The 16,245-nt window shown below is 48.3% G+C and carries 12 protein-coding genes and 4 tRNA genes; all 16 read left to right on the top strand.

Annotated elements, in window-relative coordinates; all coding sequences use genetic code 11:
• The first annotated feature begins 1 nt into the window (after window position 1).
• On the top strand, window positions 2-655 hold the full coding sequence (gene rsmG / locus ACM5Q9_RS06955; protein ID WP_418144002.1) for a 16S rRNA (guanine(527)-N(7))-methyltransferase RsmG: 654 nt from the start codon (window positions 2-4) through the stop codon (window positions 653-655).
• 3 nt (window positions 656-658) lie between these two features.
• Entirely contained in the window at window positions 659-1,477 is an 819-nt protein-coding gene (locus tag ACM5Q9_RS06950) for a ParA family protein (RefSeq protein ID WP_418144001.1), read from the top strand.
• Window positions 1,467-2,450, top strand: a complete 984-nt coding sequence (locus ACM5Q9_RS06945; protein ID WP_418144000.1) for a ParB/RepB/Spo0J family partition protein — start codon at window positions 1,467-1,469, stop codon at window positions 2,448-2,450. The genes ACM5Q9_RS06950 and ACM5Q9_RS06945 overlap by 11 nt, the downstream gene beginning before the upstream one ends.
• A 106-nt stretch (window positions 2,451-2,556) precedes the next feature.
• Window positions 2,557-2,642 (top strand) — tRNA-Tyr (locus ACM5Q9_RS06940).
• Between the two features lie 88 nt (window positions 2,643-2,730).
• A tRNA-Gly gene (locus tag ACM5Q9_RS06935) sits at window positions 2,731-2,804 on the top strand.
• 36 nt (window positions 2,805-2,840) lie between these two features.
• Window positions 2,841-2,915, top strand: a tRNA-Thr gene (locus ACM5Q9_RS06930).
• A gap of 45 nt (window positions 2,916-2,960) precedes the next feature.
• Window positions 2,961-4,151 carry an elongation factor Tu gene (gene tuf / locus ACM5Q9_RS06925; RefSeq protein WP_418143949.1) on the top strand — a complete coding sequence of 397 codons (1,191 nt, stop codon included), beginning with the start codon at window positions 2,961-2,963 and terminating at the stop codon, window positions 4,149-4,151.
• Window positions 4,152-4,226: 75 nt separating this feature from the next.
• Window positions 4,227-4,302: transfer RNA gene (locus ACM5Q9_RS06920), tRNA-Trp, on the top strand.
• A 37-nt stretch (window positions 4,303-4,339) separates the two neighbouring features.
• Window positions 4,340-4,720 carry a preprotein translocase subunit SecE gene (secE, locus tag ACM5Q9_RS06915; protein WP_418143999.1) on the top strand — a complete coding sequence of 127 codons (381 nt, stop codon included), beginning with the start codon at window positions 4,340-4,342 and terminating at the stop codon, window positions 4,718-4,720.
• Window positions 4,721-4,730: 10 nt separating this feature from the next.
• Window positions 4,731-5,264 (top strand): transcription termination/antitermination protein NusG, encoded by a 534-nt coding sequence (nusG, locus tag ACM5Q9_RS06910; RefSeq protein WP_418143998.1) that lies wholly within the window; start codon window positions 4,731-4,733, stop codon window positions 5,262-5,264.
• 57 nt (window positions 5,265-5,321) lie between these two features.
• Complete coding sequence (rplK, locus tag ACM5Q9_RS06905) at window positions 5,322-5,756, top strand: 50S ribosomal protein L11 (protein WP_189386116.1); 435 nt, start codon at window positions 5,322-5,324, stop codon at window positions 5,754-5,756.
• On the top strand, window positions 5,756-6,451 hold the full coding sequence (gene rplA, locus ACM5Q9_RS06900; protein ID WP_418143997.1) for a 50S ribosomal protein L1: 696 nt from the start codon (window positions 5,756-5,758) through the stop codon (window positions 6,449-6,451). The genes rplK and rplA overlap by 1 nt, the downstream gene beginning before the upstream one ends.
• A gap of 230 nt (window positions 6,452-6,681) precedes the next feature.
• Window positions 6,682-7,206 (top strand): 50S ribosomal protein L10, encoded by a 525-nt coding sequence (gene rplJ / locus ACM5Q9_RS06895; protein WP_418143996.1) that lies wholly within the window; start codon window positions 6,682-6,684, stop codon window positions 7,204-7,206.
• Window positions 7,207-7,286: 80 nt separating this feature from the next.
• Window positions 7,287-7,667, top strand: coding sequence for a 50S ribosomal protein L7/L12 (gene rplL, locus ACM5Q9_RS06890; protein ID WP_418143995.1), 381 nt, complete (start codon window positions 7,287-7,289; stop codon window positions 7,665-7,667).
• Window positions 7,668-7,849: 182 nt separating this feature from the next.
• Window positions 7,850-11,965 carry a DNA-directed RNA polymerase subunit beta gene (rpoB, locus tag ACM5Q9_RS06885; RefSeq protein WP_418143994.1) on the top strand — a complete coding sequence of 1,372 codons (4,116 nt, stop codon included), beginning with the start codon at window positions 7,850-7,852 and terminating at the stop codon, window positions 11,963-11,965.
• Window positions 11,962-16,218 (top strand): DNA-directed RNA polymerase subunit beta', encoded by a 4,257-nt coding sequence (rpoC, locus tag ACM5Q9_RS06880; protein WP_418143993.1) that lies wholly within the window; start codon window positions 11,962-11,964, stop codon window positions 16,216-16,218. The genes rpoB and rpoC overlap by 4 nt, the downstream gene beginning before the upstream one ends.
• Window positions 16,219-16,245: the final 27 nt, after the last annotated feature.

Below are 16,245 nucleotides of genomic sequence, written 5' to 3'. Positions count from 1 at the left end.
AATGATTGATTCAAAACAAAGTTTGTTCAATGCAGCCAGTCAGCTTGGTCTTGACATGAGTGATGAACAGGCTTCTGCATTGTTGCAGTATATCGAGCAAATGCAACGCTGGAATAAAACCTATAATTTGACCGCCCTGAAAACCAGGGAGCAAATGCTTGTCCATCATGTTTTTGACAGTCTTTCTGTCGTGATGCCGTTAAGAAAAAAATTGGCAGACAGAACCACTGTAAATGTATTGGATGTGGGATCGGGCGGTGGTTTGCCTGGTGTTGTGTTGGCGATAATGAATGCCACGTGGAACATTTGCTGCATTGATGCCGTTGAGAAAAAAACGGCTTTTGTCCGTCAAATGTCAGGCGTATTAAAGCTTCCAAACTTGTCGGCACAACACATTCGAATAGAGCAAAGAACTGAACCACAGGTTGATCTGGTCATTTCAAGGGCTTTCGCTTCTTTGGCGGATTTTGCTTCCTTGGCTGGCAAGCATGTGGATGCTTCCGGTTATCTGGTGGCGATGAAAGGTCACTATATTCAGGATGAAGTTAATGAATTGGTATCCAGTACGGAATGGGAAGAAGCGTCGCATGAAACGCTTGAAGTTCCGGAACTGGATGCAAACCGATGTTTAATCTGGCTGCGGCGTAAAGGGTAGGTAATGGGTAAAGTTGTAAATACACTTAAGATTTTTTGTATCGCCAATCAAAAAGGCGGGGTAGGTAAAACAACCACGGCAATTAATCTTGCCGCCAGCCTGGCATCCCATAAAAAAAGGGTCCTGTTGATAGATCTGGATCCCCAGGGTAATGCCACCATGGGAAGCGGCATAGACAAAAATAGTTTAAGTTTAAATATATATCAGGTGCTTATCGGCGAAGCAAGCATAGACGAGGCTCGGGTTCGTTCGGAAAGTGGCGGATATGATGTCCTGCCCGGAAATCGGGAGTTGTCGGGTGCCGAGATAGATCTGGTGCAGATGGACAATCGTGAGCATCAATTGAAATCGGCAATTGAAAAGGTTGCAGCAGATTATGATTTTGTGCTTATTGACTGCCCGCCAACCTTGTCTTTGCTAACCCTTAACGGCTTATCATGTGCAAATGGCGTAATTATTCCAATGCAATGTGAATACTTTGCACTTGAAGGATTGTCAGATCTGGTAAATACCATAAAACGGGTGAATAAAAATATCAATCCTGAATTGAAGATGATTGGGCTGCTGCGCGTCATGTTTGATGCACGGGTCACATTGCAGCAACAGGTTTCAGAACAACTGGAATCGCATTTTGGCGACAGTGTATTCAAGACGGTTGTGCCGCGTAATGTAAGGCTGGCTGAAGCGCCAAGTCATGGTTTGCCAGGGATCGTTTATGATAAGTCGTCACGTGGCGCAAAGGCATACATTCAATTTGGCGCGGAAGTGATCAAACGGGTGAAAATGATGGATAAGGAAAACGGAAATAGAAATGTCAACTAAACCTACGGCAACTAAAACAGCAACGAAGGCAGCAGGTAAAACAGCCAGCAAGACAGCGGTAAAAAAAACCAAGGGTCTGGGGCGTGGCCTTGCTGCACTGTTGGGAAATGATATCAATGTCATTGAAGACATCAAAAATGATGAGCCTGGTAAACCTGCACAACAGCCTTCAGTGATCAACATTGACAGGTTGCAGGCAGGCAAATACCAGCCACGGACCCGGATGGATGAAGGCGCCTTGACCGAACTGGCCGATTCCATCAAAACACAAGGAATCATGCAGCCTATTTTGGTGCGCCCGTTAAAGGATGAACCGGAAGGCAAGTTTGAAATTATTGCGGGTGAGCGGCGCTATCGGGCGGCTGTAATGGCTGGCTTGAAAGAAGTTCCCGTCCTGGTGCGTGAGGTTGCCGATGAGAATGCGGCAATCATGGCCTTGATCGAAAACATACAGCGGGAAGACCTGAATCCGCTGGAAGAAGCCCAGGGGGTCAAACGCCTGATTGACGAATTCAGTTTTACCCATGAACAGGCAGCACAGGCTATTGGTCGTTCCCGTTCATTGACCAGCAATTTATTGCGCCTGTTGAACCTTGCCGAGCCGGTACAAACCATGTTGCTGGCCGGAGACATTGATATGGGACATGCCCGTGCTTTGCTGGCGGTGGATGCCGCCACCCAGATCCTGTTGGCAAACCAGGTTGTCGCAAGAAGTTTGTCAGTGCGTGAAACCGAAAAACTGGTCAAACAAACCATTGAGGGTGAAAATAAAAAAGCGGCAGGTATTGTTAAATCGGCGCCTGACCGGGATTTGGTTCGGCTTGAAGAGGCCTTGTCCGATCATCTGGGGACCAAGGTGGTATTGAAAGTCGGGGCAAAAAACAAAGGACAACTCATGATTGATTTTCACAGTTGGGATCATTTGAATTCATTGCTTGAAAAGCAGGGGTTGTCATCGGTTATAGAGCAATAATTGGCAGGAAAAAAATAAATTCAACAAAAAAACCACTTTTATCTGGATTATTTGTTGAAGGTACTTGACGTACCGAAAATGAATGTGCATAATTACACATTCTCTGGGTGGAGTGCCCGAGTGGCTAAAGGGGGCAGACTGTAAATCTGTTGGCTTGCGCCTACGTTGGTTCGAATCCAACCTCCACCACCAGAGAGCCTAATTTAAAATTATTTGTTCTTTGTGATGGCTATGAGATATCCGTTAAACAATAACAAATAATGGGTCAAGCGAAAGATCCGCGGGTGTAGCACAATGGTAGTGCAACAGCCTTCCAAGCTGATGACGAGGGTTCGATTCCCTTCACCCGCTCCAGACTTGCCGGTAACCTCATCGGTAAGCAAAGAATTCGCCCAAGTGGCTCAGTGGTAGAGCACTCCCTTGGTAAGGGAGAGGTCGCGGGTCCGATTCCCGCCTTGGGCACCATGTAAACTTTGTTATTAATTCCAGCACCATCATCAGGAGTCGGTCATGGCAAAAGGTAAGTTTGAACGTACCAAACCGCACGTAAACGTAGGTACGATCGGTCACGTGGATCACGGTAAAACAACATTGACAGCGGCAATTTGTACCGTTCTGGCAAAAGAGTTCGGTGGTGAAGCGAAAGACTACTCACAAATTGACGCGGCTCCCGAAGAAAAAGCACGCGGTATTACCATCAACACTTCACACGTTGAATACGAAACCGCAGAACGCCACTACGCACACGTTGACTGCCCAGGACACGCTGACTATGTTAAAAACATGATCACCGGTGCTGCCCAGATGGACGGCGCGATCCTGGTTTGTTCCGCTGCTGACGGCCCAATGCCACAAACTCGTGAACACATCCTGTTGTCACGTCAGGTGGGTGTTCCTTACATCATCGTTTTCCTGAACAAGGCAGACATGGTTGACGACGAAGAGTTGCTGGAACTGGTCGAGATGGAAGTTCGCGAACTGCTGTCTAAATACGACTTCCCCGGTGACGACACACCTGTTATCAAAGGTTCAGCCAAACTGGCCCTGGAAGGCGACGAAGGCCCATTGGGCAAACAAGCTATTCTGGAACTGGCTAAAGCACTGGATTCTTACATCCCAACACCAGAGCGTGCTGTTGACGGTACATTCCTGATGCCTGTTGAAGACGTGTTCTCTATTTCTGGTCGTGGTACCGTGGTAACCGGCCGTATCGAGCGCGGTATCATTAAAGTGGGCGAAGAGATTGAAATCGTGGGTATCCGCGACACCGTCAAAACCACATGTACCGGCGTTGAAATGTTCCGCAAATTGCTGGACGAAGGTCAGGCTGGTGATAACGTCGGTCTGTTGCTGCGCGGTACTAAACGTGAAGACGTTGAGCGTGGTCAGGTATTGGCCAAACCCGGCTCAATCAAGCCACACACCAAATTCTCTGCAGAGGTCTATATTCTGTCTAAAGAAGAGGGTGGCCGTCATACACCATTCTTCCAAGGCTACCGTCCTCAGTTCTACTTCCGTACGACTGACGTAACCGGTACCATCACTTTGCCAGCTGACAAAGAAATGGTTCTGCCAGGCGACAACGTTTCTATGGACGTTGAGCTGATTGCGCCTATCGCGATGGAAGAAGGTCTGCGTTTTGCGATCCGTGAAGGCGGCCGTACTGTTGGTGCGGGCGTTGTTGCAAAAATCGCTGCTTAACAGTTAATATAGCAGTATGGGTAGTACAGGCGTGCTACCCAAATTTCTGTCACTCAGTGCAGAAATTAAAACACTAGGGGTATAGCTCAATTGGCAGAGCGTCGGTCTCCAAAACCGAAGGTTGTAGGTTCGATTCCTACTGCCCCTGCCACCATTATTATGGCGCCGCTAAAAGGCTGCTCAAGCAAATGTCAAACAGTAGTGTAGAAACCATCACCCAACCTGCAGATAAAGCCAAAATCTTTATGGCAATAATCGTTGTTGCTGCGGGTATATTTGCGTATTCGTTTTTCAGTGAATTAAATGTTTATGCGCGTGTAGGTATTTTTATTGGCAGCTTGGTAATTGCGGCTTTGCTGGTATGGTTCAGTGAGCCGGGTAAACGCATTATCAGCTTTGCCACCGGCTCTTACAATGAATTAAAACGCGTAATATGGCCAACTAAAAAGGAAACCATTCAAATGACGGGCATTGTGTTTGCCTTTGTCAGTGTAATGGCGCTTTTCCTTTGGATTGTAGATAAGGTTTTAGGTTGGCTTATCTATGGTGTAGTATTAGGCTGGAACTAAGGACAAGCAAATGAGTAAACGTTGGTACGTTGTGCATGTCTATTCTGGCATGGAAAAAAGTGTTCATAAAGCCTTGCTCGAACGAATCGAGCGTGCAGGCTTGCAAACTTCATTTGGTCGCATTCTGGTGCCGTCTGAAGAAGTAATTGAGGTCAAAGGCGGTCAAAAATCCATCACTGAACGTCGCATTTTCCCAGGTTATGTCCTGGTTGAAATGGATCTTACCGATGAGACATGGCATCTTGTAAAAAATACAAACCGTGTTACCGGGTTCTTGGGTGGATCAGGCAATCGGCCAACTCCTATTTCAGAGAAAGAAGTTGAGAAAATTCTGTCTCAGATTGAAGAGGGTGGTGAGAAACCCCGTCCGAAAATATTGTTTGAAGTTGGTGAAATGCTTCGTGTTAAAGAAGGCCCGTTTGCCGACTTTAACGGTAACGTTGAAGAAGTCAACTACGAGAAAAGTAAAGTTCGCGTAAGCGTCACGATTTTTGGTCGTGCCACGCCCGTGGAACTGGATTTCAGTCAGGTCGAAAAGGTCTGATTTTATTAACTTGGGAAGCAATATCTTTATTGCGTTATTACCCGTCAGGAGCTAAAAATGGCGAAAAAAATCGTCGGCTTCATCAAGCTGCAAGTGCCAGCTGGTAAAGCTAATCCATCACCTCCGATTGGTCCAGCATTGGGTCAACGTGGTCTGAATATTATGGAATTCTGTAAAGCGTTCAATGCCAAAACACAAGGCATGGAACCTGGTTTGCCGATTCCAGTGGTGATTACTGCTTTTGCAGACAAATCATTCACTTTCATCATGAAAACCCCACCAGCTACCATTCTGATCAAGAAAGCTGCTGGTATTCAGAAAGGTTCTCCACGTCCTCATACCGACAAAGTTGGTACATTGACACGTGCACAGGCTGAAGAAATTGCCAAAACCAAAGAGCCCGACCTGACTGCTGCTGATCTGGACGCAGCTGTTCGCACCATCGCTGGTAGCGCACGTAGCATGGGTATCACAGTTGAAGGTGTAAACTAATGGCCAAGTTATCTAAACGCGCTGCAGCTATTGCAGAAAAAATCGATCGCAACAAACTGTATCCTGTTACAGAAGCCTTGGCTCTGGTCAAGGAAACTGCAACTGCCAAATTCGATGAATCCATCGATGTAGCAGTTCAGTTGGGTATCGATCCTAAGAAATCCGACCAATTGGTTCGTGGTTCAGTTGTTCTGCCTGCTGGTACAGGTAAAACCGTACGTGTAGCTGTATTTGCACAAGGCGAAAAAGCTGAAGCTGCTAAAGAAGCCGGTGCTGATATTGTCGGCATGGAAGATCTGGCAGACCAGATTAAGTCTGGCCAATTTGATTTTGACATCGTTATTGCTTCACCTGATACAATGCGTATTGTTGGTGCATTGGGTCAAATCCTGGGTCCTCGTGGCCTGATGCCAAACCCTAAAGTTGGTACTGTAACTCCTGACGTAGCGACTGCAGTTAAAAATGCAAAAGCCGGTCAAATCCAGTATCGTACCGACAAGGCTGGTATCATTCACGCAACAATTGGCCGTGCATCTTTTGGTACAGAACAATTGCAGGAAAACCTGGCAGCACTGATTGATGCTTTGAACAAAGCACGTCCTGCTTCCTCAAAAGGTGTTTACCTGCGTAAAGTGGCTGTGTCATCCACAATGGGTGGCGGAGCCAAAGTTGAGATTGCCTCTTTGGCAGTCTAACTGTAAAGAACTTTGGGCTGTGTCTGGTCGTGCACCAGGCACTGCTGTCAAAGACCGTTGGAGTCGGGTAAGCGGTTTTTACCTGACTTAATCCCGGGAAGTTTCCGGATCCAACGTAGACGGCGTCCCATGGAAGAATTCTATTCAGAGCTCTACCAGAGGTACGCCGCATATGGTTGACGCAATTGGGAACCCTTCCCTTCCGCGTCTTTAGATGGAGTGTTCAAACCGTGAGTCTCAATCGTAATGAGAAAGCGGCAGTAATTGAAGAAGTATCGGCACAAGTTGCCAATGCTCAATCTATTATTGTTGCTGAGTACCGTGGTATTGACGTCGCTTCTGTCACCGTATTGCGCAAATCTGCACGTGAATCTGGTGTGTATCTGCGTGTTCTTAAAAACACGCTTGTACGTCGCTCAATTGCCGGTACACCTTTCGAAGGTTTGTCCGATCAATTGACAGGTCCCCTGATCTATGCGGTCAGTCCTGATCCTGTAGCGGCTGCAAAAGTACTCTCTACATTCGCCAAAACAAACGACAAAATCGTCCTGAAAGCTGGTTCATTACCAAACAACCTTCTAGACGAAAATGGCGTTAAAGCATTGGCAACAATGCCTTCTCGCGAAGAGTTGCTGGCGAAACTGTTGGGTACCATGCAAGCACCTGTTGCACAATTTGTGCGTACGCTTAATGAAGTTCCAACCAAGTTCGTGCGTGGCCTTGCTGCCGTCCGCGATCAAAAAGAAGCTGCATAAGGCAAGCTTCATTGGATCTTTTTTAAAGACTAAGCGATACAAAACCCTGGCATTAAATTTATTTATTTGGAGTTCTTAAAATGGCTTTAAGCAAAGCAGAAATTCTGGACGCAATCGCTAGCATGACCGTGCTGGAATTGTCCGAACTGATTACAGAAATGGAAGAAAAATTTGGCGTGTCTGCAGCAGCAGCAGTAGCAGTTGCAGCACCTGCAGCCGCTGGTGAAGGTGCAGCAGCAGCAGCTGAGCAAACTGAATTCACAGTTTTCCTGGCTGAAGCAGGCGCACAAAAAGTTAACGTTATTAAAGCAGTTCGCGAACTGACAGGTCTGGGCCTGAAAGAAGCAAAAGAACTGGTTGACGGTGCTCCTAAAGCTGTTAAAGAAGGCTTGTCTAAAGCTGAAGCTGAAGAAGCCCAGAAAAAGCTTCAAGAAGCTGGCGCTAAAGTCGAACTTAAGTAATCTTTACTTAATGTTACCCGGAGTGGCTTTTGCTACCTCCGGGTTTTTGCGCTTTCAGGAAAGACGTGCTTTATTGCATTAAATTAAATGCTACATTAATAAAAGCCGTTTTTCGTGGAGTCGTAAAACCCTAACGGTTATGGAGTCCCATAGTCCGTGCAACCTCTCGAGTCGGAGTGCTCATGCCTTACTCGTACACAGAAAGAAAGCGTATCCGTAAAAGCTTCGCAAAACGTGAAGACGTTCAGGATGTTCCCTACTTACTATCAACGCAATTACATTCTTACCGTACATTTTTACAATCTGACCTTCGTTCGTCAGCACGCAAAGACGAAGGTCTGCAAGCTGCGTTCAATTCAATATTCCCCATTATCAGCCATAACGGCATGGCTCGTCTAGAGTTTGTTAGTTATGTGTTGGGTGAACCCGTATTTGATGTTAAAGAATGTCAGCTGCGTGGTTTGACCTATGCTTCACCCCTGCGCGCTAAAGTACGCTTGGTGCTTCTTGACCGCGAAGTAAGCAAACCAACAATTAAAGAAGTGAAAGAACAGGAAGTCTATATGGGTGAAATTCCCCTGATGACCGAAACCGGTTCTTTCGTGATCAATGGCACCGAGCGTGTCATCGTTTCCCAGTTACACCGTTCTCCAGGCGTGTTCTTTGAACATGACCGTGGTAAAACCCACAGTTCAGGAAAATTGCTGTTTTCAGCTCGCGTGATTCCTTACCGCGGCTCCTGGCTGGACTTCGAATTCGATCCAAAAGATATCCTGTTTTTCCGTATCGACCGTCGTCGTAAAATGCCGGTTTCCATCCTGCTTAAAGCCATTGGCATGCAGCCTGAAACCATTCTCGCGCATTTCTTTGATTTCGACCATTATGAATTGAAATCAACCGGTGCCGTCATGGAATTCGTGCCTGAGCGCTGGAAGGGCGAAGTCCTTGGCTTTGACCTGAAAGATAAAGACGGCAATGTTATTGTTGAAAAAGACAAACGTATCAACGCAAGGCATTTGCGTGATCTGGCTGCCGCCAAGATCGAACGGATTTCCGTACCGGAAGATTTCCTGATCGGTGAAGTGTTGGCAAAAAACATCATTAGTGAAGAAACAGGTGAAATCATTGCATATGCCAATGATGAAATCACCGAGACTTTGCTTGAAAAAATGCGTGATGCCAATGTTCGCGAATTCCAGACCATCTATACCAACGAACTGGATCGTGGTTCTTATATTTCACAAACCCTGCGTACTGACGAAACCGTCGACCAGAATGCCGCACGTATCGCTATTTATCGCATGATGCGTCCAGGTGAGCCTCCAACCGAAGAAGCTGTCGAGGCCCTGTTCCAGCGTCTGTTCTATAGCGAAGATACCTACGATCTGTCACGTGTTGGTCGTATGAAAGTAAACCGTCGCCTGGGTCGCGGTGATGAAATTACCGGTCCGATGACGCTTACCGATGAAGACATTCTTGAAACTATCAAGGTATTGGTTGCGTTGCGTAACGGCCAGGGTGTGATTGACGATATCGATCACTTGGGTAACCGTCGTGTCCGTTGTGTTGGCGAATTGGCCGAGAACCAGTTCCGTGCCGGTCTGGTTCGTGTAGAACGTGCCGTGAAAGAGCGTCTGGGTCAGGCTGAAGCCGATAACCTGATGCCGCATGACCTGATCAACTCCAAGCCCATTTCTGCCGCCATCAAGGAATTCTTTGGCTCAAGCCAGCTTTCCCAGTTCATGGACCAAACCAACCCCTTGTCAGAAATCACGCATAAACGTCGTGTTTCCGCGCTTGGTCCTGGCGGTCTGACCCGTGAACGTGCCGGCTTTGAGGTTCGTGACGTGCACCCGACGCACTATGGTCGTGTATGTCCAATTGAAACGCCTGAAGGTCCGAACATTGGTTTGATCAACTCCATGGCGTTGTATGCCCGCCTGAATGAGTACGGTTTCCTGGAAACGCCTTACCGCAAAATTATCGATGGCAAAGTCAGTGATCAAATTGATTACCTGTCTGCCATTGAGGAAAGCCGTTATGTGATTGCCCAGGCTAACGCCGAGCTTAATGAGGACGGCAGTTTTGCTGAAGACCTGATTGCTTGTCGTGAAGCAGGCGAGACTATGCTGACGGCCCCTGCCAATGTTCATTATATGGACGTTGCACCTTCACAGATCGTGTCGGTGGCCGCTTCCCTGATTCCGTTCCTTGAACACGATGACGCGAACCGGGCCCTGATGGGTGCCAACATGCAACGTCAGGCAGTTCCTTGCCTGCGCCCCGAAAAACCACTGGTCGGTACTGGTATTGAACGTACCGTTGCGGTTGACTCTGGTACCACCGTACAGGCCAGACGTGGCGGTATTGTTGATCATGTTGATGCCGAGCGCGTGGTTATTCGTGTTAATGACGAAGAGAACCAGGCGGGTGAAGTAGGTGTTGATATCTACAATATGATCAAATACACCCGTTCCAACCAGAACACTAACATCAACCAGCGCCCCGTAGTAAAACGTGGCGATATCGTTGCCCGTGGCGACGTTCTGGCTGACGGTGCGTCTACCGACCTGGGTGAATTGGCGCTGGGTCAGAATATGCTGATCGCTTTCATGCCATGGAACGGTTATAACTACGAAGACTCGATCCTCATTTCCGAAAAAGTGGTTGCCGATGACCGTTATACTTCAATTCACATTGAAGAGTTGACCGTTGTTGCACGTGATACCAAACTGGGTAATGAAGAAATCACCCGTGATATCAGCAACCTGCCAGAGGCTCAACTGAACCGTCTTGACGAATCCGGTATTGTCTACATTGGTGCTGAAGTCCGTGCCGATGACGTGCTGGTTGGTAAGGTAACACCAAAAGGTGAAACCCAGCTGACACCGGAAGAAAAACTGCTGCGTGCGATTTTCGGTGAAAAAGCGTCTGACGTGAAAGATACTTCCCTGCGCGTGCCATCAGGCATGGTAGGTACTGTTATTGACGTTCAGGTATTTACCCGTGAAGGTGTACAGCGTGACAAGCGTGCAGAATCCATCATTAACGATGAACTCAGCCGCTATCGCCAGGACCTGAATGACCAGTTGCGTATTGTTGAAAACGATACTTTTGACCGTATCCGCAAATTGCTGATTGGCAAAACCGTTAACGGTGGCCCTAATCGTCTGCCTAAAGGCACGGCAATTACCGCCGAGTACCTTGAAGGTGTTGATCGCTGGCAATGGTTTGACATTCGTCTTGCCGACGAAGAGCACGCCGTTGCGCTGGAACAGATCAAAGAATCTGTTGAACAGAAACGCCATGAGTTTGACCTTGCCTTTGAAGAAAAACGCAAGAAACTCACACAGGGTGACGAATTGCCACCGGGTGTCCTGAAAATGATCAAGGTCTACCTGGCTGTTAAACGTCGTCTGCAACCTGGCGATAAAATGGCTGGCCGTCACGGTAACAAGGGTGTTGTATCCCGTATTACGCCTGTTGAAGACATGCCACACATGGCCGATGGTACACCTGCAGATATCGTGTTGAACCCGCTGGGCGTTCCTTCACGGATGAACGTGGGTCAGGTGCTTGAGGTTCACTTGGGTTGGGCTGCCAAAGGTATTGGTCATCGTATTGCCGACATGCTTCGTGATGAGCGCGAAGTCCAGGTTGAGCAAGTGCGTGAGTACCTGAATACCGTTTACAACTCAACCGGTAGCAAGGCACATCTTGAAGAACTGACCGATGAACAGATCATCGAGATGGCACACAACCTGAAAAAAGGTCTTCCTTTGGCAACACCGGTTTTCGATGGTGCTACCGAAGAAGAGATTGAAACCATGTTGAAGCTTGCTTATCCTGACGAGATCAAGGAACGGCTGCAATTAACCGATTCACGTACACAGGCTTACCTGTTCGACGGCCGTACCGGTGATCGTTTCGAGCGTCCTGTCACGATTGGTTATATGCACTATCTGAAACTGCATCACTTGGTTGATGATAAGATGCACGCCCGTTCTACGGGTCCTTACTCACTGGTTACCCAACAGCCGCTGGGTGGTAAAGCCCAGTTTGGTGGCCAGCGTTTTGGTGAGATGGAAGTTTGGGCGCTTGAGGCATATGGTGCTTCATACACATTGCAGGAAATGCTGACGGTCAAGTCGGATGACATTACCGGCCGTACCAAAGTGTATGAAAACATCGTTAAGGGCGATCATGTAATTGATGCAGGTATGCCAGAATCGTTTAACGTGTTGGTCAAGGAAATTCGATCACTGTCACTCGATATGGATTTGGAGCGTAAAGAATGAAGGGATTATTAGGTTTATTCAAACAAATCTCGCAAGACGATCAATTTGACGTCATCAAGATCGGGATTGCTTCTCCAGAAAAAATCCGTTCGTGGTCTTATGGTGAAGTGCGCAAACCCGAAACCATCAACTATCGTACGTTTAAACCCGAACGTGATGGTTTGTTTTGTGCCAAGATTTTTGGCCCGATCAAAGATTATGAATGTCTTTGCGGAAAATACAAACGTCTGAAACACCGTGGTGTCATTTGTGAAAAATGCGGTGTTGAAGTCACGGTTACCAAAGTTCGCCGTGAGCGCATGGGCCACATCGAGCTGGCCAGCCCGGTTGCGCATATCTGGTTCCTGAAAAGCTTGCCATCCCGTCTGGGCATGGTGCTTGACATGACCTTGCGCGATATCGAGCGGGTTCTGTACTTCGAGGCATGGTGCGTGATCGAACCAGGCATGACGCCGCTTAAACGCGGTCAGATCATGTCTGACGACGATTTCTTGGCCAAAACGGAAGAATATGGCGATGACTTCACTGCCCTGATGGGTGCTGAAGCGATTCGCGAACTGCTGCGCACGATCGATATCGATCGTGAAGCGGAAGCATTGCGTGCTGAACTCAAGGCTACTTCTTCCGACGCCAAGATCAAGAAAATTTCCAAGCGCCTGAAGGTTATTGAAGGCTTCCAGAAATCAGGTATCAAGCCTGACTGGATGATCCTGGAAGTACTGCCAGTGCTGCCACCCGATTTGCGTCCTTTGGTACCTCTGGATGGTGGTCGTTTCGCTACTTCAGACTTGAACGATCTGTATCGCCGCGTTATTAACCGTAATAACCGCCTGAAACGCCTGATCGAACTGAAAGCACCCGATATCATCCTGCGTAACGAAAAACGCATGCTGCAGGAAGCGGTTGACTCGTTGCTGGACAACGGTCGTCGCGGTAAAGCCATGACGGGCGCCAACAAGCGTCAGCTGAAATCCCTGTCAGACATGATCAAGGGCAAGAGCGGTCGTTTCCGTCAGAACTTGCTGGGTAAACGGGTTGACTACTCTGGACGTTCGGTTATTGTGGTGGGTCCGCAATTGCTTTTGCATCAATGCGGCTTGCCTAAATTAATGGCGCTTGAACTGTTCAAACCGTTCATTTTCAACCGTCTTGAAACCATGGGTCTGGCTACCACGATCAAGGCAGCCAAGAAACTGGTTGAAGCCCAGGAACCCGTAGTATGGGATATTCTGGAAGAAGTCATTCGCCAACACCCGGTCATGCTTAACCGTGCGCCAACCTTGCACCGTTTGGGTATTCAGGCTTTTGAACCGGTCCTGATCGAAGGTAAGGCGATTCAGCTGCACCCGCTGGTTTGTGCTGCGTTTAACGCCGACTTTGACGGTGACCAGATGGCGGTTCACGTTCCATTGTCGCTTGAAGCACAACTGGAAGCCCGTACTTTGATGCTGGCCTCCAACAACGTGCTGTTCCCTGCCAGTGGCGAGCCTTCCATTGTTCCTTCACAGGATATTGTGTTAGGTCTGTATTACACAACCCGTGAGCGTATCAATGGCAAGGGTGAAGGCCTGTTCTTCTCCGACCTGGCCGAGGTATATCGCGCTTATGACAATGGTGTGGTTGAACTCCAATCACGCATTACGGTTCGCCTGAACGAGTATGTCAAAGACGAAAATGATGAATGGCAACCGGTGTTGCGCCGTTTTGAAACAACGGTTGGCCGCGCCATGCTGTCTGAAATTTTGCCTAAAGGCCTGCCATTTGCAGTACTGAACCGGGCGTTGAAGAAAAAAGAACTTTCACGCCTGATTAACCAGTCTTTCCGCCGTTGCGGCTTGCGTGATACCGTTATTTTTGCTGACAAGCTAATGCAAAACGGTTTCCGTCTGGCAACCCGGGCCGGTATTTCGATTGCCATGGGCGATATGGTTATTCCGACTGCCAAGGAAGAAATCCTTGCCCAGGCCAGTGGCGAGGTCAAGGAAATTGACAAGCAGTATTCATCAGGTCTGGTAACAGCTCAAGAGCGCTACAACAACGTGGTTGATATCTGGGGCAAGGCCGGTGACAAGATCGGCAAGGCCATGATGGAACAATTGGCAACTGAACCGGTGGTAGACCGTTTTGGTGATACCGTCCGTCAGGAATCATTCAACTCCATCTACATGATGGCTGACTCCGGTGCGCGGGGTTCTGCAGCACAGATTCGCCAGTTGGCCGGTATGCGTGGCCTGATGGCCAAACCTGATGGTTCGATTATCGAAACCCCGATTACCGCGAACTTCCGTGAAGGCCTTAACGTTCTGCAGTACTTTATTTCAACCCACGGTGCCCGTAAGGGTCTGGCCGATACCGCATTGAAGACAGCGAACTCGGGTTACCTGACACGCCGTCTGGTTGACGTGACCCAAGACTTGGTGATTACGGAAACTGATTGTGGCACAACCCAGGGTTATGTCATGAAGGCGTTGCTGGAAGGTGGTGAGGTTATCGAGCCGTTGCGTGATCGTATTCTGGGTCGTGTAACTGCAGTAGATATCGTTAATCCTGATACCCAGGAAACTGTGATTACTGCCGGTACCATGCTTGATGAAGATACGGTTGAGCTGATTGATAAGCTGGGTGTTGATGAAGTCAAGATCCGTACACCGCTGACATGTGAAACACGTCATGGATTGTGTGCACATTGTTATGGCCGTGATTTGGGTCGTGGTTATCTGGTGAATACCGGTGAGGCGGTTGGTGTTATTGCTGCCCAGTCTATCGGTGAACCAGGTACTCAGCTTACGATGCGTACTTTCCACATTGGTGGTGCCGCGTCGCGTGCTGCCATGGCGTCTGCAGTTGAAACAAAATCAGCCGGTACGGTTGGCTTTACCAGCTCCATGCGCTATGTGACCAATGCCAAGAATGAACGCATTGCCATTTCCCGTTCAGGTGAAATTGTTATTTTTGATGATAACAACCGTGAACGCGAACGCCACAAGATTCCTTATGGTGCCACTATTTTGGTGGGTGACAATGAAGTGGTCAAGGCAGGTGCACGCTTGGCAACATGGGATCCGTTGACCCGTCCGATTGTTTCCGAGTACACCGGATCCGTCCGTTTCGAGAATATCGAAGAAGGCGTAACGGTTGCCAAACAGGTTGATGAAATTACCGGCTTGTCCACACTGGTGGTGATTACACCGAAAACCCGTGGTGGCAAGATCATGATGCGTCCCCAGATCAAGCTTCTTAATGAAGTTGGGGAAGAAGTCAAGATTGCCGGTACCGATCACTCCGTGAACATTTCATTCCCGGTTGGCGCGCTGATTACCGTTCGTGACGGACAGCAGGTTGCAGTGGGTGAAGTTCTGGCCCGTATTCCTCAGGAATCACAGAAAACCCGCGATATTACCGGTGGTCTGCCACGTGTGGCCGAGTTGTTTGAAGCCCGCTCACCCAAAGATGCCGGTATTCTGGCTGATGTGACCGGTACCGTTTCTTTTGGTAAGGACACCAAGGGTAAACAGCGTCTGGTACTTACCGACATTGATGGCGTGGCGCATGAATTCCTGATTCCTAAAGAGAAGCAGGTCATGGTTCACGACGGCCAGGTTGTTAACCAGGGTGAGTTGATTGTTGACGGTCCGGCCGATCCGCATGATATCTTGCGTCTGAAAGGTATTGAGCAACTGGCTACTTATGTGGTTAACGAAGTTCAGGACGTTTACCGTTTGCAAGGCGTGAAGATTAACGACAAGCACATTGAAGTGATTGTTCGTCAAATGCTGCGTCGCGTAAACATTGTTGATGCGGGTGATACTTCATTCATCCCGGGTGAACAGGTTGAGCGCTCTGAATTGCTGAATGAAAACGATCGCATGATTGCAGAGAACAAGATTCCTGCAACCTATGAGAACGTTCTGTTGGGTATCACGAAAGCATCGCTTTCTACCGATTCCTTCATTTCAGCGGCATCGTTCCAAGAAACAACCCGTGTTCTGACAGAAGCTGCCATCATGGGCAAACGTGATGAATTGCGTGGTCTGAAAGAAAACGTGATTGTTGGTCGCCTGATTCCTGCAGGTACAGGCTTGGCCTATCATCATGCACGTAAAGTGAAAGAAGAAGCTGAACGTGCAGAGCGCCTGGCAGCCCGTGCACAGGAAAATCCTTTCGAAGAACCGACTTCAGCACCGGTTTCCCTGGAAAGTATTTTTGCACCGTTCAACAATACATCTTCGGATGAGCCACCAGCAGCAGAATAATATCTGTTGTTGCCAAAGCTGAAAAAT

It is taken from the genome of Advenella sp. RU8, assembly GCF_048381675.1.
Taxonomy (GTDB): Bacteria; Pseudomonadota; Gammaproteobacteria; order Burkholderiales; family Burkholderiaceae_B; genus Advenella.
This window is presented reverse-complemented; position numbering and strand designations above follow the sequence as displayed.

Coding starts and splice junctions, on each gene's coding strand:
- rplA (WP_418143997.1), top strand. CDS start 5,756: ATGGCCAAGTTATCTAAACGCGCTGCAGCTATTGCAGAAAAAATCGAT.
- tuf (WP_418143949.1), top strand. CDS start 2,961: ATGGCAAAAGGTAAGTTTGAACGTACCAAACCGCACGTAAACGTAGGT.
- rpoB (WP_418143994.1), top strand. CDS start 7,850: ATGCCTTACTCGTACACAGAAAGAAAGCGTATCCGTAAAAGCTTCGCA.
- nusG (WP_418143998.1), top strand. CDS start 4,731: ATGAGTAAACGTTGGTACGTTGTGCATGTCTATTCTGGCATGGAAAAA.
- rsmG (WP_418144002.1), top strand. CDS start 2: ATGATTGATTCAAAACAAAGTTTGTTCAATGCAGCCAGTCAGCTTGGT.
- ACM5Q9_RS06945 (WP_418144000.1), top strand. CDS start 1,467: ATGTCAACTAAACCTACGGCAACTAAAACAGCAACGAAGGCAGCAGGT.
- rplK (WP_189386116.1), top strand. CDS start 5,322: ATGGCGAAAAAAATCGTCGGCTTCATCAAGCTGCAAGTGCCAGCTGGT.
- rpoC (WP_418143993.1), top strand. CDS start 11,962: ATGAAGGGATTATTAGGTTTATTCAAACAAATCTCGCAAGACGATCAA.
- rplL (WP_418143995.1), top strand. CDS start 7,287: ATGGCTTTAAGCAAAGCAGAAATTCTGGACGCAATCGCTAGCATGACC.
- secE (WP_418143999.1), top strand. CDS start 4,340: ATGTCAAACAGTAGTGTAGAAACCATCACCCAACCTGCAGATAAAGCC.
- ACM5Q9_RS06950 (WP_418144001.1), top strand. CDS start 659: ATGGGTAAAGTTGTAAATACACTTAAGATTTTTTGTATCGCCAATCAA.